The 25,612-nt window shown below is 57.8% G+C and carries 24 protein-coding genes; 9 read left to right on the top strand and 15 right to left on the bottom strand.

Annotated features, from left to right (window positions below; translation table 11 throughout):
- Positions 1-44 precede the first annotated feature (44 nt).
- Genes HRR99_RS21860 through HRR99_RS21845 form a run of 4 tightly spaced genes read left to right on the top strand, consistent with a single transcriptional unit; the run spans position 45 to position 4,338 of the window.
- Positions 45-1,568 (top strand): sugar ABC transporter ATP-binding protein, encoded by a 1,524-nt coding sequence (locus HRR99_RS21860; RefSeq protein ID WP_233124871.1) that lies wholly within the window; start codon positions 45-47, stop codon positions 1,566-1,568.
- The gene (locus HRR99_RS21855; protein WP_233124870.1) at positions 1,568-2,611 is read left to right on the top strand and encodes an ABC transporter permease; all 1,044 of its coding nucleotides are present in this window, start codon (positions 1,568-1,570) and stop codon (positions 2,609-2,611) included. The genes HRR99_RS21860 and HRR99_RS21855 overlap by 1 nt, the downstream gene beginning before the upstream one ends.
- Positions 2,608-3,588 (top strand): galactofuranose ABC transporter, permease protein YjfF, encoded by a 981-nt coding sequence (yjfF, locus tag HRR99_RS21850; protein WP_081880004.1) that lies wholly within the window; start codon positions 2,608-2,610, stop codon positions 3,586-3,588. The genes HRR99_RS21855 and yjfF overlap by 4 nt, the downstream gene beginning before the upstream one ends.
- Positions 3,589-3,606: 18 nt before the next feature.
- Positions 3,607-4,338, top strand: a complete 732-nt coding sequence (locus HRR99_RS21845; RefSeq protein WP_045229338.1) for a FadR/GntR family transcriptional regulator — start codon at positions 3,607-3,609, stop codon at positions 4,336-4,338.
- Between the two features lie 21 nt (positions 4,339-4,359).
- On the opposite strand, the gene HRR99_RS21840 is transcribed toward HRR99_RS21845, so the two are convergent.
- The 13 genes from HRR99_RS21840 to pcaD form a co-directional block, all read right to left on the bottom strand.
- Positions 4,360-7,617: an error-prone DNA polymerase gene (locus HRR99_RS21840; RefSeq protein ID WP_233124869.1), complete on the bottom strand. Its 3,258-nt coding sequence runs from the start codon at positions 7,615-7,617 to the stop codon at positions 4,360-4,362.
- Positions 7,614-9,131: a Y-family DNA polymerase gene (locus tag HRR99_RS21835; RefSeq protein ID WP_233124868.1), complete on the bottom strand. Its 1,518-nt coding sequence runs from the start codon at positions 9,129-9,131 to the stop codon at positions 7,614-7,616. The genes HRR99_RS21840 and HRR99_RS21835 overlap by 4 nt, the downstream gene beginning before the upstream one ends.
- Entirely contained in the window at positions 9,046-9,807 is a 762-nt protein-coding gene (locus HRR99_RS21830) for an ImuA family protein (protein WP_233124867.1), read from the bottom strand. The genes HRR99_RS21835 and HRR99_RS21830 overlap by 86 nt, the downstream gene beginning before the upstream one ends.
- Before the next feature lie 130 nt (positions 9,808-9,937).
- Positions 9,938-11,209, bottom strand: coding sequence for an O-antigen ligase family protein (locus HRR99_RS21825; RefSeq protein ID WP_233124866.1), 1,272 nt, complete (start codon positions 11,207-11,209; stop codon positions 9,938-9,940).
- Positions 11,210-11,216: 7 nt separating this feature from the next.
- On the bottom strand, positions 11,217-12,488 hold the full coding sequence (locus tag HRR99_RS21820; RefSeq protein WP_233124865.1) for a polysaccharide biosynthesis/export family protein: 1,272 nt from the start codon (positions 12,486-12,488) through the stop codon (positions 11,217-11,219).
- A 128-nt stretch (positions 12,489-12,616) separates the two neighbouring features.
- The gene (locus HRR99_RS21815) at positions 12,617-13,297 is read right to left on the bottom strand and encodes a sugar transferase (RefSeq protein ID WP_111841418.1); all 681 of its coding nucleotides are present in this window, start codon (positions 13,295-13,297) and stop codon (positions 12,617-12,619) included.
- Positions 13,298-14,203: 906 nt separating this feature from the next.
- Positions 14,204-14,764 (bottom strand): DJ-1/PfpI/YhbO family deglycase/protease, encoded by a 561-nt coding sequence (locus HRR99_RS21810; RefSeq protein ID WP_112501530.1) that lies wholly within the window; start codon positions 14,762-14,764, stop codon positions 14,204-14,206.
- Positions 14,765-14,802: 38 nt separating this feature from the next.
- The gene (locus HRR99_RS21805; RefSeq protein ID WP_111841420.1) at positions 14,803-15,024 is read right to left on the bottom strand and encodes a hypothetical protein; all 222 of its coding nucleotides are present in this window, start codon (positions 15,022-15,024) and stop codon (positions 14,803-14,805) included.
- Positions 15,025-15,237: 213 nt separating this feature from the next.
- Positions 15,238-16,299, bottom strand: coding sequence for a 3-carboxy-cis,cis-muconate cycloisomerase (locus tag HRR99_RS21800; RefSeq protein ID WP_233124864.1), 1,062 nt, complete (start codon positions 16,297-16,299; stop codon positions 15,238-15,240).
- Positions 16,300-16,308: 9 nt separating this feature from the next.
- The gene (gene pcaG, locus HRR99_RS21795; protein ID WP_233124863.1) at positions 16,309-16,929 is read right to left on the bottom strand and encodes a protocatechuate 3,4-dioxygenase subunit alpha; all 621 of its coding nucleotides are present in this window, start codon (positions 16,927-16,929) and stop codon (positions 16,309-16,311) included.
- A 1-nt stretch (position 16,930) separates the two neighbouring features.
- The gene (gene pcaH, locus HRR99_RS21790; protein WP_112501533.1) at positions 16,931-17,671 is read right to left on the bottom strand and encodes a protocatechuate 3,4-dioxygenase subunit beta; all 741 of its coding nucleotides are present in this window, start codon (positions 17,669-17,671) and stop codon (positions 16,931-16,933) included.
- Positions 17,668-18,084, bottom strand: coding sequence for a 4-carboxymuconolactone decarboxylase (pcaC, locus tag HRR99_RS21785; RefSeq protein ID WP_233124862.1), 417 nt, complete (start codon positions 18,082-18,084; stop codon positions 17,668-17,670). Before pcaC ends, pcaH begins: the two co-directional genes overlap by 4 nt.
- Before the next feature lie 2 nt (positions 18,085-18,086).
- Positions 18,087-18,884: a 3-oxoadipate enol-lactonase gene (pcaD, locus tag HRR99_RS21780; RefSeq protein ID WP_111841425.1), complete on the bottom strand. Its 798-nt coding sequence runs from the start codon at positions 18,882-18,884 to the stop codon at positions 18,087-18,089.
- Between the two features lie 94 nt (positions 18,885-18,978).
- On the opposite strand from pcaD, the gene pcaQ reads away from it, so the two are divergent.
- Positions 18,979-19,908 (top strand): pca operon transcription factor PcaQ, encoded by a 930-nt coding sequence (gene pcaQ / locus HRR99_RS21775; protein WP_233124861.1) that lies wholly within the window; start codon positions 18,979-18,981, stop codon positions 19,906-19,908.
- A 14-nt stretch (positions 19,909-19,922) separates the two neighbouring features.
- Here the strand turns inward: pcaQ and pobA are convergent, their stop codons facing one another.
- Positions 19,923-21,095, bottom strand: coding sequence for a 4-hydroxybenzoate 3-monooxygenase (gene pobA, locus HRR99_RS21770; protein WP_233124860.1), 1,173 nt, complete (start codon positions 21,093-21,095; stop codon positions 19,923-19,925).
- Positions 21,096-21,212: 117 nt separating this feature from the next.
- On the opposite strand from pobA, the gene HRR99_RS21765 reads away from it, so the two are divergent.
- Positions 21,213-22,091 (top strand): helix-turn-helix domain-containing protein, encoded by an 879-nt coding sequence (locus HRR99_RS21765; RefSeq protein WP_233124859.1) that lies wholly within the window; start codon positions 21,213-21,215, stop codon positions 22,089-22,091.
- Here HRR99_RS21765 and HRR99_RS21760 read toward each other — a convergent pair.
- Positions 22,088-22,825, bottom strand: coding sequence for an IclR family transcriptional regulator domain-containing protein (locus tag HRR99_RS21760; RefSeq protein WP_233125004.1), 738 nt, complete (start codon positions 22,823-22,825; stop codon positions 22,088-22,090). The two genes, HRR99_RS21765 and HRR99_RS21760, sit on opposite strands and share 4 nt — an antisense overlap.
- 152 nt (positions 22,826-22,977) lie before the next feature.
- Between HRR99_RS21760 and HRR99_RS21755 the strand changes: the two genes are divergently transcribed.
- The 3 genes from HRR99_RS21755 to pcaF are packed head-to-tail and all read left to right on the top strand — an operon-like array spanning position 22,978 to position 25,599.
- Entirely contained in the window at positions 22,978-23,685 is a 708-nt protein-coding gene (locus HRR99_RS21755; protein WP_111841430.1) for a 3-oxoacid CoA-transferase subunit A, read from the top strand.
- On the top strand, positions 23,682-24,383 hold the full coding sequence (locus tag HRR99_RS21750) for a CoA transferase subunit B (protein WP_233124858.1): 702 nt from the start codon (positions 23,682-23,684) through the stop codon (positions 24,381-24,383). The genes HRR99_RS21755 and HRR99_RS21750 overlap by 4 nt, the downstream gene beginning before the upstream one ends.
- Positions 24,384-24,393: 10 nt before the next feature.
- Positions 24,394-25,599 carry a 3-oxoadipyl-CoA thiolase gene (gene pcaF, locus HRR99_RS21745; protein WP_233124857.1) on the top strand — a complete coding sequence of 402 codons (1,206 nt, stop codon included), beginning with the start codon at positions 24,394-24,396 and terminating at the stop codon, positions 25,597-25,599.
- Positions 25,600-25,612 lie beyond the last annotated feature (13 nt).

The raw sequence follows: 25,612 nt of genomic DNA, 5'->3' as shown, positions 1-25,612 counted from the left end.
CGTGAAAGCGCCGTTCCAACCTACTGTCCGTGCAGGAAACGATCATGTCCGAAACCAGCCCCCTTCTGGAAGCGCGCGCTATTGGAAAATCCTTCCTTGGCATTCCCGCTCTGGATAATGTCGATATCTCGCTCAACCGAGGTGAGGTTCATGCCCTTCTCGGCGAAAACGGTGCGGGGAAATCGACGCTCATCAAGATACTGACCGGCGTCTATAACCGGGACCGCGGCACGATACGCCTGGAGGGAAGCGAAATTTCCCCTGCGAATGTCGCGGAAGCACAGAATCTTGGCATTGGCACTGTCTACCAGGAGGTCAACCTTCTCGAAAACCTGACGGTTGCCGAAAATCTCTTCCTGGGCAGACAGCCGCGCCGTTTCGGCTTGATCGACAGACGCGAAATGCGCGTAAGATCGCAGGCACTGCTCGCCCGTTACGGTCTCACGATCAATGTCGATGCGCTACTCTCCAGCTACTCGGTCGCCATCCGCCAGATCATCGCCATCGCCCGCGCAGTCGATCTCTCTGGTAAGGTGCTGGTGCTGGATGAGCCAACGGCCAGCCTCGACAATCATGAAGTCGAAATGCTGTTTACCGTGCTGCGCCAATTGCGCGCCGAGGGTCTCGGCATCGTCATCATCACCCACTTCCTCAACCAGGTCTACGACATCGCCGACCGCGTGACCGTGCTGCGCAATGGCAAGCTTGTCGGCACCCGAACGATTTCCGAGCTGCCGCGGGGCGAACTCATTTCCATGATGCTGGGCCGCGAATTGCAAAGCGTGACCCATGACCGCCAGGCGCCGGAAGCAACTGTTGCGGAAGGCGAAGCACCCATTCGCTTCACCGGTTACGGAAAGCGCGGGAGCGTCGAGCCGTTCGATCTCGATGTGCGCCCCGGTGAAGTCGTCGGCATTGCCGGGCTCTTAGGTTCTGGCCGTAGCGAGACGGCGTTCCTTCTGTTCGGCATCGACAAGCCGGATGGTGGACAGGCCAGCATCGATGGCAAGACGGTTGCCATCACCTCACCGGAAGCCGCCATCGACAACGGCTTCGGCTTTTGCCCGGAAGAGCGCAAGACGGATGGCATTATCGGTGATTTTTCCGTGGCGGATAACATTGCGCTCGCCCTGCAAGCCAGACAGGGATGGATGCGCCCGCTTTCGCACAAGCAGAAAGCCGCTTTAGCGGACGGCTTCATCAAATCGCTCGATATCCGCCCGGCGGATCGCGAACGACCTATCAAGTTTCTCTCCGGCGGTAATCAGCAAAAGGCCATTCTGGCCCGTTGGCTCGCGACCGATCCACGCCTTCTCATTCTCGATGAGCCGACACGCGGCATCGATATCGGTGCCCATGCGGAAATTCTGAAAATGATCGAGCGTCTCTGTTCCCAAGGCATGTCGCTCATCGTCATATCGTCGGAACTTGAAGAGCTGACGGCTGTCGCTCACCGCGTCATCGTGCTCTCCGACCGCCGCCATGTGGCCGAACTCAAGGGCGAAGACGTCACCGCCGACAACATCATGCAGGCCATTGCCAGTGCGGCCAGAACGGAGGCCGCGTAATGAATGTGATCACCCACCGACTGAAACGGCTCGCCCCGCAGCTTGCCGCCCTCGTCATCATCCTGGCCGCCATTGCGGCCATTTCGCCCGGCTTTCTCAACGTCTCGCTCCAGAACGGACGCCTCTATGGCAGTGTGATCGACATTCTGGTGCGGGCCGCGCCCGTGGCGCTGCTGACCATCGGCATGACATTGGTGATTGCCACCAAGGGCATCGATCTTTCCATCGGCGCGGTTATTGCCATTTGCGGCGCGGTTGCGGCGATGCTGATCAGCGGAGGTCATTCTATTCCCGTCGTCATTGCCGTATCGCTGGCAGTCGGCATTGTCTGTGGCATCTGGAACGGCATTCTCGTCGCCATCCTCGATATCCAGCCGATCATCGCGACACTCATCCTAATGGTCGCGGGGCGCGGTATTGCACAGCTGATTACCGAAGGCGTCATTCTGACCTTCAACAATGACAGCTTTTCCGCCCTCGGTTCCGGCTCGTTTGCGGGCATTCCGATGCCGATCGTCATCTGGGTGCTGACCGCCTTGCTGATCGGTATCCTCGTGCGCAAATCGGCACTCGGCTTCCTCATCGAAGCGACCGGTGTCAACCGCCGCGCCGCAGCGCTTGCCGGTGTACGAGCCCGCTTCCTGCTGTTCTTCGTCTATGCGGTCTCCGGCCTTTGTGCCGCAGTGGCAGGCATGATCGTAACCGCCGACATACGAGGTGCGGACGCCAACAATGCAGGACTGTGGCTGGAGCTAGACGCCATTCTGGCCGTGGTCATCGGTGGGACATCGCTGATTGGCGGGCGTTTCTCCATTACCGCATCGCTCATCGGTGCCTTGATCATCCAGACGATCAACACCGGCATTCTCGTGTCCGGCTTTCCGCCGGAGTTCAACCTCATCATCAAGGCAGGCATCATCATCGTCGTGCTGACATTGCAATCCCCGGCCATTGGCACCGTCATCGGCTTCGCCAGATCGCGCAAACCTGATAGCTCTGCCCCGCACGCCAAACCCGCGAAACATGAGGGAGCCGCGCGATGATCCACACCCGCAATCTACCCTTCCTGACCACGCTTGCGGTCTTCATAGTCGCCTATGCGCTCTGCGTCATGCAATATCCCGCGATGTTTTCGACCCGCGTGGTCGGCAATCTTCTGACGGACAACGCTTTTCTCGGCATCGCCTCCGTCGGCATGACCTTCGTCATTCTCTCAGGCGGTATCGACCTTTCCATTGGTTCGGTCATCGCGTTTGCCAGCGTCTTCGTGGCTGTGCTGGTCGGCACGTACAATGTGCACCCATTGGTGGCCTTTGCCGCGGTGCTGGTCATCTCCACGCTGTTCGGTTGCCTGATGGGCGCGATGATCCGGTTTCTCACCATACCACCCTTCGTGGTGACGCTGGCGGGCATGTTTCTGGCGCGCGGCGCGGCCTATCTCATCTCCACGGATTCCGTGCCGATCTCGCACCCCGTCATCGATGCCATTCAGGGTTTCTATTTCCGCTTTCCCGGCGGCGGGCGGCTGACAGCGCTGGCCATTCTGATGCTGATCGTCTTTGCCGTTGGCATCTTCGTGGCAAGCCGCACGCGCTTCGGCGCAAACATCTATGCGCTTGGCGGAAATCAGCAATCCGCCGAACTGATGGGCGTTCCCATCGGTAAGACGATCATCGGCATCTATGCGCTCTCGGGCTTTCTCTCCGGGCTGGCGGGCATCGTCTACACGCTTTATACCTCGTCGGGCTATTCGCTGGCGACGGTTGGTGTGGAGCTGGATGCTATCGCAGCCGTGGTTATCGGCGGCACATTGCTGACGGGCGGCACCGGGCTGGTGGCCGGAACCTTCATCGGCCTGCTGATCCAGGGGCTGATTCAGACCTACATCGTTTTCGAAGGCACGCTGTCCTCCTGGTGGACGAAAATCGTGATCGGCATACTATTGTTCATATTCATCGTGTTGCAACGCACAATCATCTGGTATTCAAACAGACGATTGACCGGGGGACATCCGGCGTAAACGGAAGCGGAGAGTTTGTTGGGGCTGCTGGAAACGACGATTACCGGACGAAAGCGGCGTAGCAGCCACGCGCATGTCGTGGCTGAACTCGGCAGCGCCATCGTTTCAGGCCGAATCCCCGAGGGATCGCTTCTGCCGAACGATGCAGAACTTTCCCTGCGCTTCGGCGTCTCGCGGACCGTGCTGCGGGAGACCATGAAGACGCTGGCCGCCAAACGCCTTGTCGAACCGAAAGCCAAGGTCGGCACCCGTGTTCTGGAAAAATCCAGCTGGAATTTTTTCGATCCCGACGTTCTGGGCTGGCGCTGCGACGCAGGACTTGACCCCGAATTCATCAATCATCTGGCCGATATCCGCTTGGCTCTCGAGCCCGCAGCCGCGGCGGCAGCAGCCCGCCATGCCTCCAGCGAAGACATCGTCTCGCTCTACACCATCGCCGCCCAGTTCGATAATGTGAACCACACCCCGGAAACCATCGCCAAGGTCGATCTGGAGTTCCACTTGGCGGTCGCCCGAATTTCCGGCAATCCGTTCATGCGCTCTGCCAGCGGCCTGATCGAAGCGGCCCTCGCTATTTCCTTCCAGCTCTCCTCACCTGCATCCTCACCCGAGACGATTTCGGAGATCGCCTCCAACCATCTGCGCATCGTCCACGCCATTGCCGCCCGCGACGAAGCCGCTGCCATCAAAGCCATGCGGCAGGTCATCCTGGTGGGCAAGGACCGGATAAAGAACGCGATTTCAGAGTGAAGCTCCGGGGCACCCGATAGCTCAATGAAAATTGCGGCCTTTGACGGTAATGTGGTCGCCTCCATCTCCCTGCATATCCGATCGTTTGGGCAGTCGGCGTCGGTCTTCCGGTGGAATGCCATGGTGAAACTCATCGCCACGACCATGCGGCAGCGGAAACGGCCCTTCCCTTTCACCCACGCTTCTCAGCACATCCGAAAGATCGGTCACGCGATGGGCCACCAGATGCACGACTTCGCCTTCGCGCTGGATTTTGCCGTAGATGCCAACCATGCCAGCCGATAGAATAACGCGCCGATATTTCTCGAAGGTTTTGACCCAGACGACAGCATTGGCGATACCCGTCTCGTCCTCCAGTGTCATGAAGATGACGCCCTTGGCCGAGCCAGGCCTTTGACGCACCAGCACCAACCCCGCGACCTCCAGCCAGCGCCCGTCCTTCGCGCCCACGGCCTGCGCGCAAGTCGCAATGCGCCGCTTGGAAAGGTCATCCCGCAGAAACGCCATGGGGTGCTCGCGCAAGGTCAGCCCCACATGGCCATAATCTTGCACCACCTCACCACCCGCCGTCATGGGCCGCAAGGCAACCTCCGGCTCGCTCAGTTCCGCAATGACGCTGTTCTGGCGCGTCGCGGCAGCGGCAAACAACGGCAGTGGCTCATCCCGCAAGGCCTTGATGGCCCAGAGAGCCTGACGGCGCGAGAGCCCGAGTGAGGGCAGAAACGCATCGGCCTCCGCAAGAGCGACCAGAGCATTCGACGGAATGCCCGCCCTGCGCCACAGATCATCGATGGAAACGAAGGGGCGCTCTTCGCGGCAAGAGACAATATCGGCGGCATGATCGTTGGACAGCCCCTTCACCAGCCGCATGCCAAGCCGCACGGCATTTCGCTCAGGGCCGACCTCTTCTTCAAGCCTGCAATCCCAACGGCTGGTGTTGATGCAGACCGGGTGCACCACCACGCCGTGGTCACGGGCATCACGCACCAATTGGGCTGGTGCATAGAAACCCATGGGCTGGGAGTTGAGGAGTGCCGCGCAGAAAATATCGGGATGATGGCACTTTACCCATGAGGACGCGTAGGCGATCAACGCGAAGGAGGCCGCGTGGCTTTCCGGGAAACCGTAGCTGCCGAAGCCCTTGATTTGCGCGAAAAGCCTTTCTGCGAATTCCGGCGCAAAACCATTCGCGATCAACCCACTGATCAGTTTGCTTTCGAAATTGGCAATCGTTCCGACATTCTTAAATGTCGCCATGGCCCGCCTTAACTGGTCGGCTTCGTTTGCAGAAAAACCTGCGCAATCGATGGCGAGCCGCATGGCATGTTCTTGAAACAGCGGGACGCCAAGCGTCTTGTGAAGGACTTTCTTGAGCATTGGATGTTCGTACTCGATTGTCTTTCCCTGAGCTTTTTTCGCACGCCGCTTGAGGTAGGGATGCACCATATTTCCCTGAATGGGACCGGGTCGAACGATCGCTACCTGAATGACCAAGTCGTATAGTTCACGGGGTCTTAGTCTCGGTAGCATCGACATTTGCGCGCGACTTTCGATCTGGAACGTGCCTATCGTGTCAGCCTTGCAAATCATGTCGTAGGTCGGTTTGTCACCATTCTCTATGCTGGTAAGCCCGAATGTCTTGCCCTTTCGAACTGTCAGCATGTCGAAGGCCCGCCGCATGCAGGACAGCATGCCGAGTGCCAGGCAATCCATCTTCATGAAATCCACGACTTCGATATCATCCTTGTCCCATTCGATGATCCGTCGGTCATCCATGGCGGCGGGTAAGATGGGAACGAGTTCGTCCAGACGGTCATGGGTCAACACGAAGCCACCCGGATGCTGGCTGTGATGGCGCGGTGTGCCAATGAGTTGGCGCGCAAGATCAAAGGCCAGCTTTACGCGTCGGTCATTCAAGTTGATGTTGAGGTCTTTGGCTTCCTTTTCTCCCGCATCCTCCGTCCACCACCAGATTTGCGAGGACATAAGTTTGGTCAGATCTTCCGGCAGGCCTAACACCTTGCCGACATCCCGGATGGCGCCTTTGCCGCGATAACGGCTGATGACGGAACACAGCGCTGCCTTGTCATGCCCATAGTGATTGTAAATCCACTGGATGATCTCCTCGCGTCGCTGATGTTCGAAATCGACATCAATATCGGGTGGTTCATCACGATCTTCCGAAACGAACCGCTCGAACAGAAGGTCGCTCTCCTTGGGATCGATGGCGGTGATGCCGAGCACAAAACAAACGGCGGAATTGGCCGCCGAGCCTCGACCCTGGCACAGAATCTCCATCTCCCGCGCCTTACGGACGATGGCGTTTACAGTGAGAAAATAAGGGGCGTATTTCTTTTTGGCGATGATCGCCAATTCATGTTTGAGGCTCTTTTCTACCTTTTCAGGCAGACCATTCGGATACTTAACCGGCACTTCCTTCCAAACATATTTCTCCAACGCTTGCTGCGCACTCAATCCCGGCTCAATATTTTCTTCAGGATATTGATATTGCAGTTCTCTCAGTGAGAATTTGCAGCGCCGCATAATCTCCAGCGTTCGACGCAAAGCGCCGGGGTAAGCGGAAAACAGCCGGTGCATTTCCTGTGGTGTTTTCAGGTAGCGGTCGGCATGCCGTTCGCGCCGAAAACCGGCATCGTCAATTGTGCAGTTGTGGCGGATGCAGGTGACGACATCCTGCAACATGCGCCGTTCCGGTTCGTGAAACAGCACATCATTGGTGACGACGGTGGCAACGCCGATGCGCTCTGCCATGAACGAGAGATCATAAAGCCGGACATGATCGTTCGGTCGACGGCGCAGGCTCATCGCCACATAGGCGCGGTCCCCGAAATCCGCTTTCAGCCGACGCAGCCGAATGGATAGGATTTCGTCCACAAGGTCTGGCAAGAGGATAACCAGCAATCCCTCACCATAAGCGACCAGATCGCTCCATGTGAGGTCGCAATTTCTGTTGGTGGGGTCTCTCTTGCCATGGGTAAGCAGACGGCAAAGGCGGGCATAAGCAGCGCGGTCTGTTGGGTAGACCAGCACCGAGATATCCTCCGCCAAATCAAGCCTGCAACCGATGGCGAGCCGGACACCGGTTTTTTCCGCAGCTTGGTACGCGCGCGGGATGCCCGCCAAGCTGTTGCGATCCACGATGCCGAGTGCTTCTATGCCAAGGGCTTTCGCTTGGGCGAACAAATCCTCGCAAGAGCTGACTCCCCGCAGAAACGAGAAATGCGACGTAACCTGGAGTTCGGCGTATTGGGTGCTCATCCGAAGAACCCATGCAGGAACCAGCCTTGGGAGCCGGTATTGACGTGTTCGCCATCACCGGAGCGGAAAATCCAGAAGCGCTCGCCGACCTCATCCTCCACGGTGAAATAATCGCGGACTGCTGCCTGTTCGCGGTCGCGTTTCCACCATTCGCCGAAAACGCGTTCCGGCCCATCGGCGCGTTTCACCAGACGGCGGATGCCGCGCCATGTGAAGCTTTTGGGTGGGTGGTCCGGCAGCAACGCCATGGTCTGGATGGGTTCAGGGCGGGCAAGGAGCCGAACCGGGCGTGGCCAATGGTCGGGCCAGCCGAGGGGATCGTCGGCAGATTGGGCGGCAACGATCTGGACGGAGCGTTCGGGCACGTCGCTGGCGACAGCGGCGTAACGATAGACCTTGTGACCGCGGTTGATGATGACATCGACGGTTTCACCGATATCCGCCTTTGCATCATCCAGCAGTGTGGAACGCACTTGCCCCACCACCAGCGCTTCGGCATGAGTGGCCGTCAGGGTCATTTTTTCGATGCCGAAACCGGGATTGATCGTGTGGATCCGGTCGCTCAACAGACGGGTCAGTTGCTTGACGTCGCGAACCGGTTTGGAGGTTCCGGCGCGGATGGCCTGCACGCCGCTATCGACCCGGTGCAGCACAAGATCGACGCGGCGAGCGCCAAGGCCACGCTTCTCCAGTCCGAGACAAAGGTGGCGAACGAGCTTTTCGGTATAGCGCGCAATGGTCTCGGCAGCGGAAATAGGTTCGGCAAAAAATCTGAAGACTTCGACCAGTTCCGGCACACGGATCGGCTCGATGGGTTCCGACAGCAGGCCATGAGCCTGATCCAGCCTGCGCCCGACCTGCGGGCCAAAGCGCAGGGTGAGCGGCGCACGCGCCGTGGCCATGAGATCTGTGATCTGGCGAAAGCCCAACACTTTCAGATCAGCCAATATCCTTGCCTCTAGGCGCAGTGCTGCCAAAGGCAGAGCAGCGAGCGCGGCGGTGGAGCCGTTTTGCGGCACGATGGTCACGGGCTCTTTTCCAAAACGGGCCAGCGCGTGTGCCGCACCCCAGCTATCGGCAATCGCGGCACGCGCAGTAAAGCCGAGCCCATGCAGGCGGTTGACCATGCCGGTCAGCATCATCAACTCATTGCCGTGCAGATGGTCTGCCCCCGTCGTATCCAGTACCAGACCGTCGGGCGCATCAGGCGCGACGATGGGCGCGTAGATGCGCAGGAACCAAAAGGCGAGATCGCGCAGTGCCTTGGCATCATCGGCTACCTGTAATTCTTCCACAATGAGGCCGGGAATGATGGCCTGCGCCTTGCTGACCGGCATGCCGAGCCGCAGGCCCATTGCCGCCGCTGCCACATCCTGCGCGGCGATAACACGGCGGCTTCCCTGACGACCGATCATGACAACCGGGCGGTCAAGCGGTGGCGCCTGCTTGCCAAGCGTCCTGCGGTATCGGTCTGTCGACCATGTCGGCAGGTAGAGCGAGACGACCCTTTGCATCACAGGCTTCCACTTCAAAATTGGCACATTCGCCACCGCGACACCTTAAAAGCTCCAGAAACCAGTGCGCTCGACCCACCCCCTTCACGGGCAGGGGTGTGGAAGGCCGCACGGAAATACGCCACCGCGTGACGGCAGCAGTCGGCTGTCCATACTCGACGGCACCGGAGGAATGACGCCAGCGCCGTACCGCAAGCCCGACCACACCGGATGTTTCCGCCGCAAGCTGCAATCGCCGAGACGTGGTCATCGGCAGTTTCGAGACCTCGCCGATGACGGCACCGAAGCCGTTGCAGCGCAGCCCTTCCTCGAAACAGTCCAGCACGCCCTTTTCATCGCGACATTCCACAATGATCAGCCGGTTTTGCGAAAGACCCGCCTGAGTAAGAGCGGGCATGAACAGATCTGGCCGCGTCACGCACCACAGGATCTTGCCTTTCACACGCGCGGCGATGCCTGCCGAAAACAGGGCGGATGCCGCTCCATCCACGGCACCGTTGCCGGCACCGCTGACTTCGTGCAGGCTGCCCAGCTTCAGCCCACCACCCGGCAGATGATCATCGATGGGCTGCACCCCGAAGGGCAGATGGTCGTGGTGCCGGGCCGGACCCTGGGTGATCCGTTCCAGCCGCTCTCGCAATTCCTCCACAACAAGCTGTTCGGCGCGTTTATGCATGACACGGGACTTCTACAAAGCATGACGCTGAAAGATTACATGTTCACTTTTTGTTCCTTTTTTAGACAAGAGTCAACAACCCATGCGATTCCCCCTGTGGAGAACATAGTGCTGGTTTCATTACAGCAGATTAGTGGCTGTTGATGGGACGCATATCCACGCCCGGAAAAGCGTTGGAACCGACAGACGCGCGCTGCGGCAATGTCAGTTTTCCAGCGGCGTAATACAGCAGGAAGGAGCCGATCTGATAGGCAAAGATGATGTCGATTTCCACGAAGGAGCGGACGACGAACAGAGCGCAGAGTGCAAAGAGAATAAGACCTTGCGGATCGTGCTTGCGCACCAGCAAAGACCGCAGATGCCCCAGCAGCGTACCATAGAGGACGATGACCAGCAGCAGAAGGCCAACAAAGCCGTTCTCGACCACGGTCTCGATATAGGTGTTATGGAAGTGGAAGCCCGTTCGGGTGGTGATGAAGAAGTCGTTCCACAGGCGCTCCGCATCGAAAAAGCCCATGACCCAAAAGCCCTGATAGCCGACACCCAGAATGGGTGCTGCCTTGGCCGCTTCTATGCCTTGCTGCCACAGATAGGTACGGCCCGTCAGCGTCGAATCCTTGCCGAAAATGCCAAGGATGGCATCGAGCAGGCCGAACTGAAGAGCGGCGACGATAACCAGACCGCCCATTCCCACCAGCGCGAGGAAAATCATCTTGCGGTTGGCGGGAGACAGCATGCCCATTGGCAAGAAGCCGATGACGAGCGCAACCACTGCAGCAGCTGTGATAACCGAGGTTGCCGATTGCGATGCAAGCAGGCAGTAGGCGGAAATAAGACCTGCAAAACCCGCAATGCCCAGCCAGACAATGTCGCGCTGGCGCAGCACGAGAACCGAGCACGCTGCAAAGATAACGCCAAGCGAGGCATAGAAACCCAGCTGGTTTTTGGAGGAGAAAGCACCCACGAAGCTGAAGGTGCCGTCCAGCGCATCGAAAAGGTAAATCCCGAACAGCACCGAATAAAGCAGCACCACGATGATGCCGACCAGCGCGCCGCGCGTCAGCGTCGTTATGGAGATAACGCGCATAGCAATGAGCGCGCATACGATATGCGTCATATATTGAATGGAGGCGCGCAGGGTAACCGACATGGCATCCGACCAGAAGCTGGAGAGGATGGTCAGAATTCCAAACCCGAATATCCAGAGATAGCGGGTGTAGTTGCCCAAGACGCGGCGGTAATCCACGACCACCAGAGGCAGCCACACACCGTAGTAGGCAAGAACCGAAATCATGCCGAATTTGGACGAATAGGCAAAAACGAAGAACGACAGCGCCACCGCCGCCGTTCCATAGAGTCCGTTTCTATCCGGGTCGATCAGAGCCGATTTGGCAATCCGCATGCGGACCTCACTGCATCAGAACTTCTGATGACACCTTTATCACATCACCGGGCTCGATGGTCGCGTTTTCATCAACCTTGATCTCCTTGGGCTGACCATTGTCCTCACGCACGATGACGTAGGTAATGGACGCGGACTTGCCCGATGGATCGAACTTGATCGCCTCGGCAGATTGAGCCAAGGCCTCGGACATGAGCTGGTTGCTGGTGCCCAGTTGCAGGTTGAGCTTCTGGAGTTCAGCTTCCGTATCCTGCAATTCCTTGGAGCGCTGGGCGACCCAGTCATTGCGCAGGTTAATCTCGTCCTGCATTGCCTTGTTGATATCCTGCTTGGCGCGCAGCGAAGAGGTATCGATGTCGAGAAGCGTGGATTCCACTTCCGCAGCACGCTCTTCAGCGGAGATGCGCCGCTGGGCAAGTGCCAGCCCCTGCTCGTTCAGGCGATTGACTTTTTCCTTGTCCTCGTTGGCCAATTGCAGCTGACGATTCTGGGTTTCGGATTTCTTTTGCAGGGATTCGACTTCGGTTTCCAGAAGCTGCCGCAGATCGGTCAGCGCCTTCAACTGAAGCGTATAACGCTCGCTACGAGATTTCATCAGAGCGTTTTCGCTCTCCAGCAGGGCGTCGATGTTCAGGATTTTTTCAAGCGCAGGTGTCTTGGCGATTTCAGCATCGCCCCTCACCTCTGCCTGAAGCCGTGCCTGGCGCGCCAACAGACGACCACGTTGGTCGTTATAGACGGCAGCATCGCCCCGGGCATTGATGAAATCGCGCGCAAAACGCTGCCCGGCATCCGAACGACGCAGGCCACCCGAAAGGCTGACGGCCTTCAGGACAGTGAGGTTGGGAGCGTAGGGATATTCGCCGGGTGTCTGCACATCGCCGGTCAGGAAGACAGGACGGAACTGGGAGACCTCGACAGACGCAGATGGAAGATTGCGAAGCGCAAACTTGCTCTGCAATTGCGCGCCGATTTCTTCGCCCACTTCGCCAGTGGTTTTACCGGCAACGTCGAGCTGACCGATGAACGGTAGAGACAGAGAACCGGAAGCACCAACGGAATAATCACCATTGATGACTTCCCAATTGCGGATGGTGCCATCGGCTGGCTGCCATTCGGCAACGCGGATGCGCAGCTTGTCGGCGGTGCCAAGGCGATACTGATTGTCTTTCGCATCAGCGTGAAGCGGGCCTGCTGCGAGAAGCGAACCCGCAAGAAGAAGGGCAGGAACCCTGCGCCAGACAACATTCAAGGAAAATCCGGTGGCAGGGCCAACCATATGCAACTCCATAATTACGACCGCCGGGAGGCAGTCGGATTACGACCAGCGATTAAGCTGGCCGCAACTGCCACGTTTGAGTGGCCGCAATATTTTAATGCTGCAAAACGCCAGAGAACGAAAATGGTTCAATAGCTGCCGCGTGACATGCACACAGCGGGAATGGTTTTGAAGATAATGGAAACATCCTGCATCATCGACCAAGTGCGCACATACTGCGTGTCATAATCAACGCGTTCCTTGTAGGACACGTCGTTGCGACCACTGATCTGCCACAGGCCAGTCAGACCTGGACGTGTGCTGAGATAATAGGAAGCTGCGCTTTCGTAGTAGTTCAGCTCCTCATCGACCACCGGACGGGGGCCAACGACACTCATCTCACCACGAATGATGTTGATCAGCTGTGGAAGCTCGTCGAGGCTGAGCTTGCGCAGAACGTTGCCGATCGCAGTGACGCGAGGGTCGTTCTTCAGCTTGCGTGTTGCTTTCCATTCCTCGGCAGCTTCAGGATTGGCAGCAAGGTACTGTCGCAGCACCTCATCACCATTCGTCACCATCGTGCGGAACTTCAGGCAATGGAACATACGTCCATTATGACCGACGCGGCGATGCCCGTAAAAGGCAGGACCGCGGTCAGTGAATTTCACCAAAGCCATGATCATGAGAAAGATCGGGCTGAGGATGAGGATTGCTAGCAGGGCTGACGAAACGTCAAAGCTGCGTTTAGCGATTCCTCCGATCGGAAAACTCAAATCGGATTCATTTGAGCTACTAAGCGGCGAAACAGCCGATCGAGTCGCGGACTTCATAGAGAGGACTCCATTTATGTTTTGCGATGGTCGGTACCCGTTGGGCGCGTCAATTCGAGTTAGATCATTCCGTAAGGCTGTGACCAGAATTGGGTGCTTTTAGATTTTTTATGAGGCAGCGCGCCTTAGTCTTACGCTTCAGCAATCCCGAAAATACTCACAAAAGAACTGCAATGAATATTAAAGGGCTAATAAACAGCAAACCTACCCCCCGATATCAGCGGGATGCGTGAAGGGGTGGTGTTTAGACATGTATTGAAGGCCGTAATACATTTGGTTTATTCTTATAGCTTGCTCAAATCCGGCAAATTTCAAGAACGAACCGTATTGAATACAAAGCTTAAAAAGCAAAAAAACCTATTGTGCGCCGCAATAAAATTGCGGCGGCGCACACTCAAAAAGACAAGGATTGTCTCAAAATTTGTGAAGAAAAATTCATCTCGTTTGCAAATGATCGTGATTCAGGCGTGAAAATGGACGCAATCATGACCCAAAAAAGGCAACATTGTGGCGATATGCGTTTGCATAGCTCTAAATTATGTTTGGCGAGTTCTCATAGGAATATATAATCGATTGAGCTAGTGACATTTGCGTGATTCTCTTCGGCATCATGCGGATTGATATTTGAAGGTCACGATTTCGGGCCGGTCTGCCGCAGCGCGACTTCACTCAACGAGAAGAGTGGTGAGCGTCACGCCCCCCCTACAGGCGGATGACTTGATAGTCCCGCCTCCGCTCAATCAACGAGCATCTCAGGCAGGCCAGATGCGGCGCGACCACACATAATGCAACGGGCATAAAAAAGCCCCGCCGCAAGGATGCGACGGGGCCAATGAGGGTGTTCGATATCCCCCAAACAAGAAAGCCGCCACTCACGTGACGGCTCCACTCATTATATATCAGTAATCAGGCTGCGCGGCGCTCGTGGCGGCCTTCTTCGACCTCCTCGACAATCTTGGCAACAAAGGCCTCAAGGTCGTCAGGCGAACGGGATGTAATGATGCCCTTGTCAGTGACCACCTTCTCATCCTTCCAGATGCCACCGGCGTTTTTCACGTCGGTTTTGATCGAGGCGTAGGACGTCACTTCCAGTCCCTTGACCGCGTCTGCTTCCACCAGCAGCCACGGTGCGTGGCAGATGGCTGCAACAACCTTGCCGGATTTCACGAAGTCACGCACAACACGCATCGCGTCTTCATCGGCACGTAGGACGTCAGGGTTAATTTGGCCGCCGGGCAGGACCAGCGCATCGAAATCATCGACACGGACATTCTTGGCAAGAAGGTCTACGGCGATTGCATCTCCCCAATTCTTCTCATCCCAGCTTTTGATCTCGCCTTCTTCCAGCGATGCGATCTTCACATCCGCACCGTGGCGCTTCAATTCTTCATAGGGAACCCGCAACTCCGAGCGCTCATAGCCGTCTGTTGCAAGAATGACGATTTTCGCAGCGTTGATAGCTGTCATGGCTTTCTCCTTTGATTGATGGTTTTGAGGTCTGGAACTCAGTCTTCCACGTCGGAATTGACCGAGGGCAGAAAGAATTCGACATCGTCACGACGTGCCTGTTCCAGCACTTCGATTTTTTCCTGCCAGAAGCGTTCCGCTTCCTCAGGTTCGTTGTCGTATTGACGGACGAAGGTCTTGTTATCGTCGATCATGACCTGACGGGTGCCGCCGAGAAGCATGTATTCTTCCGCAAGCTTTCGCGTTTCGGTCTTTTCCATATCACTTCTCCATCGGCGGGAGTTTCAAATGTCGGAGAGCACCGGATGGGTGAGAAGCTCGTCTGCCATTTCGTTGGCCATCAGAAGAAAACGGAAAAATCCTGATGTTCTTCGGCACCATCATGTCCGCCTGACACGGTGGCTCTCCTTCCAAGTGAACGTGACCCCTGAACAATGGTTCCTGAAAAATAGATTTACGCGGACTTGGAACGATTACGTACCAAGAGACTGAATCTGGCCGATCAGCCGATGCGCCGAAGCGAGTGCGTTGCCAGTGGCAGCGACCATTTGTGGCAGGACCAGCCACTCCAGCATCCAGGCCGCGCCGGAGCGTTCCTGCTCATGCACCATGGATTGGTGGAGTGCCGAGACTTGAACCGCATTGAAACGGGCAAGCGTCACCAGCGTTTCCGCCACGACGGGGTTTTGCTTGTGCGGCATGGCCGAAGAACCGCCGCCACCGGAAAGCCTGATCTCTTGTCCGCCTTGTCCGCCTTGGGCCAGCAGCGCGATATCCTGCCCGATCTTGCCGAGTGACCCGGTGATCAGCGCCAGTATATTGCCGAACTCGGCGATACCGTCTCTCTGGCTGTGCCACTGCGGCATGTCGCTCAACTCCAGCCGCCTTGCCAGTTCAGCGCGCAACGCTACGCCCTTATCGCCAAATTTCTCCAGGGAACCAGCCGCGCCACCGAATTGCAGAGCAAAACCATGAATGCCGAAATCCACCAGTCGCTGGCTGTGCCTGACCAACGGTTGCTTCCAGCTCGCCAGCCGGTCGGTCACCGTAATGGGAATGGCCGCCTGCATGCGGGTATGACCCATCAGTTGCCGTGCACCATCCCTCAGAGTGACCTCATCCAGCGCTGTCAGCGTGGCTGACAGGCGGGCATCGAGAATGTCAGCCGCCGCTTTCAACCGTAGCATCAGGCTCGTATCGATGACGTCCTGGCTGGTCGCGCCGAAATGCACCTTGGCGGCGGCTTCTCCGCCGACAGCCGCGCGCAATTGTCTGATCAATTCAGGAATGACCACGCCATCCTTCGCCACCCCCTGCCGCAAAGCCTCCATATCGATCTTAGCAGCGGCTATGCCTGCGGTGATACTGGTGGCGGTGTCGTTGGAGATCACACCCGTTGCGGCTTGTGCCTCGGCCAGTGCCACCTCGAACCGCAGCATAGCTGCGACATCCGCCTGCGCGCTAAACAACGCCGCGATATCGGCGTCCCCGAAGAGACCGCCGAGATAAGGATGTTCGAAGGGCGTCAGGCTCATGGTCTCATCTCAGATATCAAAGAAGACAGTTTCGCTTTCACCCTGAAGATGGATGTCGAAACGATAGGTGTTTCCCTCCTCCTTCTTGGCGATCAGCGTTGCCAGACGCGGCTTGTGTTCCACGCGGGCAAGGACCGGGTCTGCGGAATTCGCCGCTTCTTCCTCGGGAAAATACATGCGCGTGTGCAAACCGATATTAATGCCACGCGCGACGATCCAGAAGGTAATGTGCGGCGCCATGGGGCGGCCATCATTGAACGGCACCTTGCCGGGCTTGATGGTTTCGAAGACAAATTCGCCACTGTCCATATCGCCAGGAGACCGGCCCCAGCCGGAAAAATTGGGGTCTGCCGTGCCACGGGTTTCGCTGGGGCTATTATAAAGTCCCTGCGCATCCGCCTGCCATATCTCGATCAACGCATCCTTCAACGCATTGCCACCGCCATCATAGACCGTGCCACGAATGGTGATGCGCTCGCCCTGCGCGCGCTCATTGTAAAGAGCGCCGGAGCCGAGATCTTCGGAGAAGACACCCTTGATGCCAACAAAATTGGGCGTGCAGCCGATATGGACATAGGGTCCTGCGGTCTGCGAGGCGCTTTCCTTGAAGTAAAACAGCGGCTGAACCATCTCAATTGCCCTCCATGCGATTTTCGAACAGGGTGGAGCGCCGACCGCGCAACACGATATCGAATTTGTAGGCCCGCATGTCCATGGGGATTGCGGAGGTCATATCGAGTGCTGCTACCAACTGTTCGATGGCGGCTTTGTCCGGGATGGTCTTGACGATGGGACATTGCCAGATCATCGGGTCACCTTCGAAATACATCTGCGTGATCAGACGTTGCGAAAAACCATGACCGAAGATGGAGAAGTGGATGTGCGCCGGGCGCCAGTCATTGACGCCGTTCGGCCATGGATAGGCACCGGGCTGGATGGTCTTGAACCAGTAATAGCCATCAGCATCGGTAATCGTGCGTCCAACGCCTCCGAAATTCGGATCGATCGGCGCAAGGTAGGTTTCCTTCTTGTGAAGATAGCGACCACCGGCATTGGCCTGCCAGAACTCCACCAACGCGCCTTCCACACCGCGACCACGCTCATCGAGAACCCGGCCATGCACCAGAATGCGTGGCCCGATGGGCATTTCGCCCGGGCGCGCATAGTTGAGAATGAGGTCGTTATCGAGCGGGTTAAGCATGCCGTGGCCGAAGACGGGGCCGGTGATCTCGCTTCTGGTGCCATCCAACGATATCAGGGCGCGCTGAGGCGAGCGCAGAACGGATGTCTTGTATCCGGGCGCATAGGCAGGCGGGTGAATGCTGCGGTCTCTGGCAAAAAAGGGTCCGGTTTCTGGCGGTGTGTTGGTCATTTCTGGTCCTCCTCACGCAAAGACGCAGCCTGCATATCGGCAAGCGTGGTCTTGGCAATCTTGAAAGCATGGTTGGCGGCAGGTACGCCAGCATAAACAGCGACATGCATCAGGGCTTCGCGAATATCCTCCTGCGTCGCGCCTGTATTGGCAGTTGCGCGCACATGCATGGCCACCTCGTCATCGTGCCCGAGCGCCGCCAGCAACGCAATCGTGACCATGGACCGCTCCCGCTTGGTCCAGTGAGAGCCCGACCAGACGGTGCCCCAGGCCGATTCCGTGATTAGCCGCTGAAACGGTTCATCGAGTGGCGTGGCCGCTGCGCTTGCGCGGTCCACATGGGCATCGCCCAACACGTTGCGGCGGGTTTTCATGCCGTCTTCGAACCGGCTAGTCTTGTCTGTATCGGCCATGGTCAAATCTCCGGCAGGGATGTAAGAAAATCACCGACAGTCCGCGCATAGGCCGCCGGTTGTTCAAGGCACGGTATGTGCCCGCAGTTTTCGATGACAGTGAAACGGCTGCCCGCAATGAGCGCCGAGAGAGAGCCGACCAGGTCCGGTGGCGTGGACGCATCGCCATCACCAGCAACGCACAGCGTTGGCACAGCAATCGCGTTTGCTGCCTCGGTAAAATCCGCATCGCGAATGGCGGCGCAGGTTGCGGCGTAGCCGTGCCTGTCCTGACGCGCCAGCATGGTGCGCGCACCGAGATAAGCGGCATTGTCGGGCTTTCGGAATGCGGGCGTAAACCATCGCTCCATCACACCATCCACGAGCGGTTCGATTCCATCCCGCTCGATCTGCGCAATACGGTCGTTCCACATGTCGGTATTGCCGATCTTGTGGGCGGTGTTGCTCAGAATAAGGGCCTGAACCAAATCCGGGCGGCAGCGATAAAGTCCCTGCGCAATCAGCCCGCCAACGGACAGTCCCCAGATAATGGCCTTCTCAATCGAGAGATGGTCGAGCAGTGCTGTGAGATCAGCGACATGGTCATCGATGGAATAGGGTGTGGAGCCGACATCGGACAGTCCGTGCCCACGCTTGTCATGCAGCACATAGGCGTAGCGGTCACCAAGCGCTGCCACCACCTCATCCCAGATACGGAAATCGGTGCCGAGCGAGTTGATAAAAACAATGACGGGCTTTGACGCCGTGAGACCTTCTGCGCGGTAATGGATCGCCGATTGACCTGATAACAAAAACTGCATGGCGCATTTCCTCCTGCCCTGGATATTGCAAGATCGGAATGGTTAAGTAAAATAAGTTTATTGGCAGTAATTCATAACCTATAGATTATTCATCATGGTAGACGCCCGCATCAAATTCCGGCACATCCAGACCTTCGTGGAAATCGCACGCCAGAAAAGCGTGGTTCGGGCGGCTGCAATTTTACGGATCAGCCAGCCAGCCGTTACCAAAACCGTCCGTGAACTGGAAGAGGTGCTCGGCGTGACACTGTTCGAGCGTGACGGACGTGGCATAAAGCTCAGCCGTTACGGCGAGATTTTTCTCAAACATGCGGGTGCGACCATGACGGCGCTGCGGCAGGCAGTGGATTCCGTTTCGCCGGATGCGGCCAGAATAGGCACGCCCCTGCGCATCGGCGCCCTGCCCACGGTGTCCGTCAGCATCATGCCGCAGGCGATGGTCAGCTTTCTGGCGGAAGATACCGGCAGCACGGTGAAAATCGTGACGGGTGAAAACGCCGTTCTCCTAGAGCAGTTGCGGGTCGGAGACCTCGACCTCGTTGTGGGGCGGCTTGCCACGCCGGATAAGATGACGGGATTTTCGTTCGAACACCTCTACTCGGAAAAAGTTCGCTTTGTCGTTCGGGCCGGTCATCCACTGCTTGCAGAGAACATCAGCATTTTCGAGCGGCTGAACAAGTTTCCCGTTCTGACGCCAACGCGTAATTCCGTCATCGGCCCCGTGGTCGATCAGTTCCTGCTGGCCCATGGCGTTGCCCCACTGCCCACCCGCATCGAAACGGTCTCGGACGCTTTCGGGCGCGCATTTCTGCGCAAAAGCGATGCCGTATGGATCATCTCCGAAGGCGTTGTCGCTGCCGATATCGCAGACGGGACGCTTGCGGTTCTTCCACTCGATACCGCAGATACGAGCGGCCCGGTGGGGCTGACCATGCGCGCCGATACGCAGCCATCGCTACCGCTTTCGCTGCTGATGCAGACAATCCGCGAGACGGCAGCGGCGCTATCATCCTCTCGCGGCTGAAGCTTGCCAAGGCCTCAGTAAGGTAGGCCGACGTAATTTTCGGCGAGCGCCGTAGAGGCCGCGCGGGATTGGACGAGATAATCCAGTTCCGCCTCCTGAATTTTCTGGCCGAAATCACCGGTGTCGGGAAAGCGGTGCATCATTGTGGTCATCCACCAAGAGAAGCGAACGGCCTTCCAGACGCGAGCCAGCGCCCGCGCCGAATATCCATCCAGACCCGCCTGCGAATGCTCGTTGTAATATTCGATCAAGGCTTCGCTGAGGTAACAGACATCGCTTGCTGCAAGGTTGAGGCCCTTTGCGCCCGTTGGCGGTACGATATGGGCGGCATCTCCGGCTAGAAACAGCCGACCGAAACGCATCGGCTCGGCAACGAAAGACCGCAGCGGCGCAATCGATTTCTCGAAGGAAGGACCTGTCACCATCGCCTCCGCATGGTGTGCCGGAAGACGGCGTCTAAGTTCGTCCCAGAAGCGGTCGTCGCTCCACGCCTCAACCTTTTCGTCCAGGCCACATTGAACGTAATAACGACTGCGCGTCGCGGACCGCATGGAGCAGAGTGCAAAGCCCCGGGGGTGGTTTGCGTAGATCAACTCATGATCAACAGGCGGCACGTCGGCGAGAATGCCGAGCCAACCGAAGGGATAGACGCGCTCAAATTCCTTGATCGCACCCTGTGGCACTGCCTTTCGGCTGGCGCCATGGAAGCCATCGCAGCCGGCAATGAAATCACAGTCGATCCGGTGGCTTGCGCCGTCTTTTTCATAGGTCACGTACGGCGCGGCGCTGTCGAAGGCATGCGGCTGGACGTTATGCGCGTCGTATATCGTGAGCGCGCCGATCTTCTCGCGGGCATCCATCAGGTCATGCGTGACTTCTGTCTGGCCATAGACCATGACCCGTTTGCCGCCGGTCAAGTCGTGCAGGTCTACACGATGGTCACGACCATCGAAAGCGAGCGAGAAGCCGTCATGTGGCAATCCTTCTCGGTGCAACCTGCTGGCAACACCCACCTGCTCCAGAAGGTTTACCGTGCCCTCTTCCAGCACACCGGCGCGCACGCGACCCAGAATATAATCCTTGCCGACGCGATCAAGGATGATGTTGTCGATACCGGCATTGGACAATATCTGCCCGAGCAAGAGCCCAGCTGGACCTGAACCGATGATAACGACCTGCGTGCGCATTGTGTTCTCCCGAATGCTTTCTCCAATGTCGAAATTGACGCTTAGCAGGTCTGCGTTCAATGGACTTTTCAATTGAGATATTGCACTATCCGACCATCGCGACTGCGGATGATCCCCATGACAACACCGGCAAAAGACCAGCTCTATGGAGAAGGTGCGCCAGCGCAGACACCGTTCCGCTTCCACTGCGAAACTCTTTTTTCGCGCAGCAGTCTTCACCGGTTTGAAATAAACCTGCACCGGCACGAGAGTTTTTTGCAAATCCTTTTCTTCACCGGCGGTGAAGGCGACACGACCCTGGAAAATGAAGTTATGGCGATCAGGCCACCCGCCGTGGTGATTGCGCCGCCGGGCTTCGAACATGGGTTTCGCTTCTCCCGCGACATCGCCGGGATGATCCTGACCTTGATCCCCGCAGCCTTATCCCCGGCAGCGCAAGCCGTGGCACGGCAGCATCTGAAACGCCCTATGCTGCTTGGTCTCGAGGAAGAACCGGCACGGCAGAGCATCATGGAATGCTTCACGGCGATCTGGAATGAGTATTCCAGCAGCCATTCCGGCCGTGACGCGATGATGGAAGGGCAGATTACGACGCTGATCGTCCGACTGTCACGCATCGCGCAACAGACCGTGCCTGACAAAAGCAGCGGTCGATTTGACCTTCTGCTGGGGCTCATCGCCAGGCATCTTCGCGACAACAGAAATGCAGAATTCTATGCGGACCAGCTTGGCATATCGCAGACGCACTTGAACCGGCTGGTGCGTCAGCAATGCGGCACAAGCCTTCAGCGGCTGATCGCACAACGCCAATTGGAGATCGCCAAACAGGAGCTCCTGTTTACATCATCGACGGTGCAAATGGTCGCGAGCGGCCTGGGGTTTAGCGATCCCGCTTACTTCTCCCGTTTTTTTACGCGGGAAACCGGCACGACGCCGAGGACGTGGCGAATGGCGGAACAGCAAAGGCTGGCGGCATCGTCCCAAGACACCGTTTAGACAAGCATTCTGCGAAGCTCTAATTGAACGGCGAGAAGCGGTGACAGGTAGCGCGCCACGAGATCGTCCATGGACGCTGCCGAGGCGGGCAGCCCGACATTCAACGCCGCGACCGTCTGCCCACGCATATTGACCAGCGGCACAGCGATGGAGCGCAGGCCCATCTCCACTTCCTGATCGATCAGCGCGTAACCACGCTCGCTGGTCGCGGCCAGTTCCGCCATCAATGACGTGATATCGACCATAGTGAGCGGCGTTCTGGGCCTTCGGTCGGACATCTCAAGGGCGGATTGCCTGGCCGAAATATCCAGCGCCGCCAGAAGGACACGTCCCATGGAGGTGCAATAGGCAGGCAGGCGGGAGCCCGGCATCAGCGATATGGACATGACGCGACGCTGCGCCGCCCGCGCGACGTAGACGATTTCCGTGTCATCCAGAATGGAAACCGATGTGCTCTGACCGATCTTTTCGGACAACGTGTCCAGCACCGGCTGCACGATGCGCGGCAGCGGCATGGCGGCGAGACAACCGGTGCCAAGACGCAGCACCTTGGGCGTTACCGTGAAATATTTGCCGTCATAGGCGGCATAGCCCAACTCGGCCAGCGTCAACAGGCATCGGCGCGTCGTGGCGCGGTCGAGACCGGCGATCTCGGCCGCTTGCGATATCGACAGACGCGGATGCTCGGCGCTGAAAGCCTCAATGACCCTTAGCCCCTTGGCAAGCCCGCCCATCAGGTCTCTTTCATTCGCCAAGCTGCAAACCTCATCTGTGCGATATACGAACAAAAATCATATAACGCACAAATCAGTTGCAGTCGAGCGTGGTTCGGTTTTACCTCACACCACGGTTTGAACGATGTCATTGCCGTCGAGGAGGTATCTGCATGGACAAGACGATCAACAGCGCAGCCGAAGCGGTTTCCGGTATCGGGGACGGTGCGACGGTTATGATTGGCGGATTTGGCGGCTCCGGTGCGCCGATCGAACTGATACATGCCTTGATCGACAAAGGCTCGAAGAACCTCACCGTTATCAACAACAATGCCGGGAACGGTCGTATCGGCATCGCAGCGATGATCGACGCGGGCCTGGTGCGCAAGATGATCTGCTCATTTCCCCGTTCGTCGGACCCGCGCGCATTTACCGACCGATATCTGGCTGGCGAAATCGAGCTTGAACTCGTGCCGCAGGGAACGCTGGCAGAGCGTATCCGCGCAGGCGGCGCGGGCATTCCTGCTTTCTATACGCCGACCGCCTATGGCACCGAGCTTGCCGATGGCAAGCCAATCGCGGAATTCGATGGACGTCATTATGTGCAGGAGCGCTGGCTGAAGGCGGATTTCGCTATCGTTAAAGCACATCTCGGCGACACCCATGGCAACCTGACCTACAGCAAGGCCGGTCGCAACTTCAATCCGCTGATGTGCATGGCAGCGACGCGGACGATTGCACAGGTTTCCAGCCTTGTGCCTGCCGGTCAGATCGACCCGGAACAGGTGGTAACACCCGGCATCTTCGTCGATGGCGTCGTCCAGATCGACAATCCACAACAGGAAGAAATCCTGATCCGCGCAGGAGTGGCATACGCATGACCGAAGCTCACGCTCTCAACACTTTCGAAGACATCAAGCTTTCCAACGCGCAGATCGCGTGGCGCGCAGCGCAGGACATCGTCGATGGCGCCTATGTCAATCTCGGCATCGGCTTTCCCGAAATGGTCGCGCGCTACCAGCCACCGGGCCGCGAGGCGATTTTCCATACCGAGAACGGCATCCTGAATTTCGGTGAAGCGCCTACCGAAGGCGAGGAAGACTGGGACCTGATCAATGCTGGCAAGAAAGCGGTGACGCTGAAGCCGGGCGCAGCTTTCTTTCACCATGCGGACAGCTTTGCCATGGTGCGCGGCGGGCATCTGGATGTGGCTATTCTCGGTGCCTACCAAGTGGCGCAGAATGGTGACCTCGCCAACTGGCGCGTTGGTTCCAAGGGCGTGCCTGCCGTTGGTGGCGCGATGGATCTCGTGCATGGTGCAAAGCAGGTTTTTGTCATCACCGAGCATGTGACCAAGAAGGGCGAACCCAAGCTCGTTGAAAAATGCGCCTTCCCCCTGACCGGTGTCGGCTGCATTACCCGCATCTATACCAGCCACGCTGTTGTCGACGTGAAAGACGGTCACTTCGTTCTGCGCGAAAAGCTTGATGGTATGAGCTTCGATGATTTGCAGGCCATGACCGGCGCAAAATTGCACACGGACGGCCCCGTTGCCGATCTTGTTGCTCCTGAACTGTGAGGCACCAGACATGACCGACGTTTTTATCTGCGACTACATCCGTACCCCCATTGGCCGTTTCGGCGGTGCGCTCTCTTCCGTCCGCGCTGATGACCTTGGCGCAGTGCCACTGAAAGCACTCGTGGAACGCAACCCGAAGGTGGACTGGGAAGCCGTCGAGGACGTGATTTTCGGCTGCGCCAACCAGGCCGGTGAAGACAACCGCAACGTAGCCCGCATGTCCCTGCTGCTGGCAGGGCTTCCCGTCTCCGTGACGGGCACGACGATGAACCGCCTGTGCGGTTCGGGCATGGATGCTGTCATCACAGCGGCGCGCGCCATCAAATCCGGCGAAGCGGAATTGATGATTGCTGGCGGCGTGGAAAGCATGAGCCGCGCGCCCTTCGTTATGCCAAAGGCCGAGACCGCCTTTTCCCGCAATGCCGAAATCTACGACACGACTATCGGCTGGCGCTTCGTCAACCCGGTGATGAAATCGCTCTATGGCGTTGATTCCATGCCGGAAACCGGCGACAATGTTGCAATCGACTACAAGGTTGAGCGCGAGGCGCAGGACGCATTTGCAGTCCGCAGCCAGCAAAAGGCGGCACAGGCGCAGGCCAGTGGCAGACTTGGCAAGGAAATCACACCTGTCACCATTCCCCAGCGCAAGGGCGATCCTGTCTTGGTCGCCAGAGACGAGCACCCACGCGAAACGAGCCTTGAGGCTTTGGCAAAATTGAAGCCAGTAAACCGCATGGAGGGCGCCACCGTCACAGCGGGAAACGCTTCTGGCGTCAACGATGGAGCCGCCGCCCTCATCATCGCATCAGAGGAAGCGGTGAAGAAATACGGACTGACGCCGCTCGCACGCGTTTGCGGCGGCGCAACGGCGGGTGTTCCACCGCGCGTGATGGGTATTGGCCCGGCACCGGCCTCGCAAAAACTGTTGGCTCGACTGGGTTGGACACAGGATATGCTCGATGTCATCGAGCTCAACGAAGCCTTCGCTTCGCAGGGATTGGCAACGTTGCGCCAGCTTGGCATCGCCGATGACGATCCGCGTGCCAACATCAATGGCGGCGCGATTGCGCTGGGTCATCCGTTGGGTATGAGCGGCGCACGCATTGCAGGAACGGCGGCTTTGGAGCTTTCACTGACCTCCAAGAGCAAGGCGCTTGCAACGATGTGCATAGGTGTTGGCCAAGGCATCGCGATTGGGCTGGAACGGGTCTGAAAAATGCAGGGCC

The organism is Agrobacterium vaccinii (assembly GCF_021310995.1).
Lineage (GTDB): Bacteria > Pseudomonadota > Alphaproteobacteria > Rhizobiales > Rhizobiaceae > Agrobacterium > Agrobacterium vaccinii.
Note: the sequence above shows the minus strand (reverse complement) of the source record. Positions and strands in the feature narration are given on the sequence as shown.

Excerpts from the sequence above, each read along its gene's own strand:
- pcaG (WP_233124863.1), bottom strand. The coding sequence starts at position 16,929 with ATGGTTCAGCCGCTGTTTTACTTCAAGGAAAGCGCCTCGCAGACCGCA.
- yjfF (WP_081880004.1), top strand. The coding sequence starts at position 2,608 with ATGATCCACACCCGCAATCTACCCTTCCTGACCACGCTTGCGGTCTTC.
- pcaQ (WP_233124861.1), top strand. The coding sequence starts at position 18,979 with ATGGTAGACGCCCGCATCAAATTCCGGCACATCCAGACCTTCGTGGAA.
- HRR99_RS21855 (WP_233124870.1), top strand. The coding sequence starts at position 1,568 with ATGAATGTGATCACCCACCGACTGAAACGGCTCGCCCCGCAGCTTGCC.
- HRR99_RS21825 (WP_233124866.1), bottom strand. The coding sequence starts at position 11,209 with ATGCGGATTGCCAAATCGGCTCTGATCGACCCGGATAGAAACGGACTC.
- pobA (WP_233124860.1), bottom strand. The coding sequence starts at position 21,095 with ATGCGCACGCAGGTCGTTATCATCGGTTCAGGTCCAGCTGGGCTCTTG.
- HRR99_RS21860 (WP_233124871.1), top strand. The coding sequence starts at position 45 with ATGTCCGAAACCAGCCCCCTTCTGGAAGCGCGCGCTATTGGAAAATCC.
- HRR99_RS21840 (WP_233124869.1), bottom strand. The coding sequence starts at position 7,617 with ATGAGCACCCAATACGCCGAACTCCAGGTTACGTCGCATTTCTCGTTT.
- HRR99_RS21750 (WP_233124858.1), top strand. The coding sequence starts at position 23,682 with ATGACCGAAGCTCACGCTCTCAACACTTTCGAAGACATCAAGCTTTCC.
- pcaF (WP_233124857.1), top strand. The coding sequence starts at position 24,394 with ATGACCGACGTTTTTATCTGCGACTACATCCGTACCCCCATTGGCCGT.
- HRR99_RS21815 (WP_111841418.1), bottom strand. The coding sequence starts at position 13,297 with ATGAAGTCCGCGACTCGATCGGCTGTTTCGCCGCTTAGTAGCTCAAAT.
- pcaC (WP_233124862.1), bottom strand. The coding sequence starts at position 18,084 with ATGGCCGATACAGACAAGACTAGCCGGTTCGAAGACGGCATGAAAACC.
- HRR99_RS21835 (WP_233124868.1), bottom strand. The coding sequence starts at position 9,131 with ATGCAAAGGGTCGTCTCGCTCTACCTGCCGACATGGTCGACAGACCGA.
- HRR99_RS21820 (WP_233124865.1), bottom strand. The coding sequence starts at position 12,488 with ATGGTTGGCCCTGCCACCGGATTTTCCTTGAATGTTGTCTGGCGCAGG.
- HRR99_RS21830 (WP_233124867.1), bottom strand. The coding sequence starts at position 9,807 with ATGCATAAACGCGCCGAACAGCTTGTTGTGGAGGAATTGCGAGAGCGG.
- HRR99_RS21805 (WP_111841420.1), bottom strand. The coding sequence starts at position 15,024 with ATGGAAAAGACCGAAACGCGAAAGCTTGCGGAAGAATACATGCTTCTC.
- HRR99_RS21755 (WP_111841430.1), top strand. The coding sequence starts at position 22,978 with ATGGACAAGACGATCAACAGCGCAGCCGAAGCGGTTTCCGGTATCGGG.
- HRR99_RS21760 (WP_233125004.1), bottom strand. The coding sequence starts at position 22,825 with ATGGGCGGGCTTGCCAAGGGGCTAAGGGTCATTGAGGCTTTCAGCGCC.
- HRR99_RS21810 (WP_112501530.1), bottom strand. The coding sequence starts at position 14,764 with ATGACAGCTATCAACGCTGCGAAAATCGTCATTCTTGCAACAGACGGC.
- HRR99_RS21800 (WP_233124864.1), bottom strand. The coding sequence starts at position 16,299 with ATGAGCCTGACGCCCTTCGAACATCCTTATCTCGGCGGTCTCTTCGGG.
- HRR99_RS21765 (WP_233124859.1), top strand. The coding sequence starts at position 21,213 with ATGACAACACCGGCAAAAGACCAGCTCTATGGAGAAGGTGCGCCAGCG.
- pcaD (WP_111841425.1), bottom strand. The coding sequence starts at position 18,884 with ATGCAGTTTTTGTTATCAGGTCAATCGGCGATCCATTACCGCGCAGAA.
- pcaH (WP_112501533.1), bottom strand. The coding sequence starts at position 17,671 with ATGACCAACACACCGCCAGAAACCGGACCCTTTTTTGCCAGAGACCGC.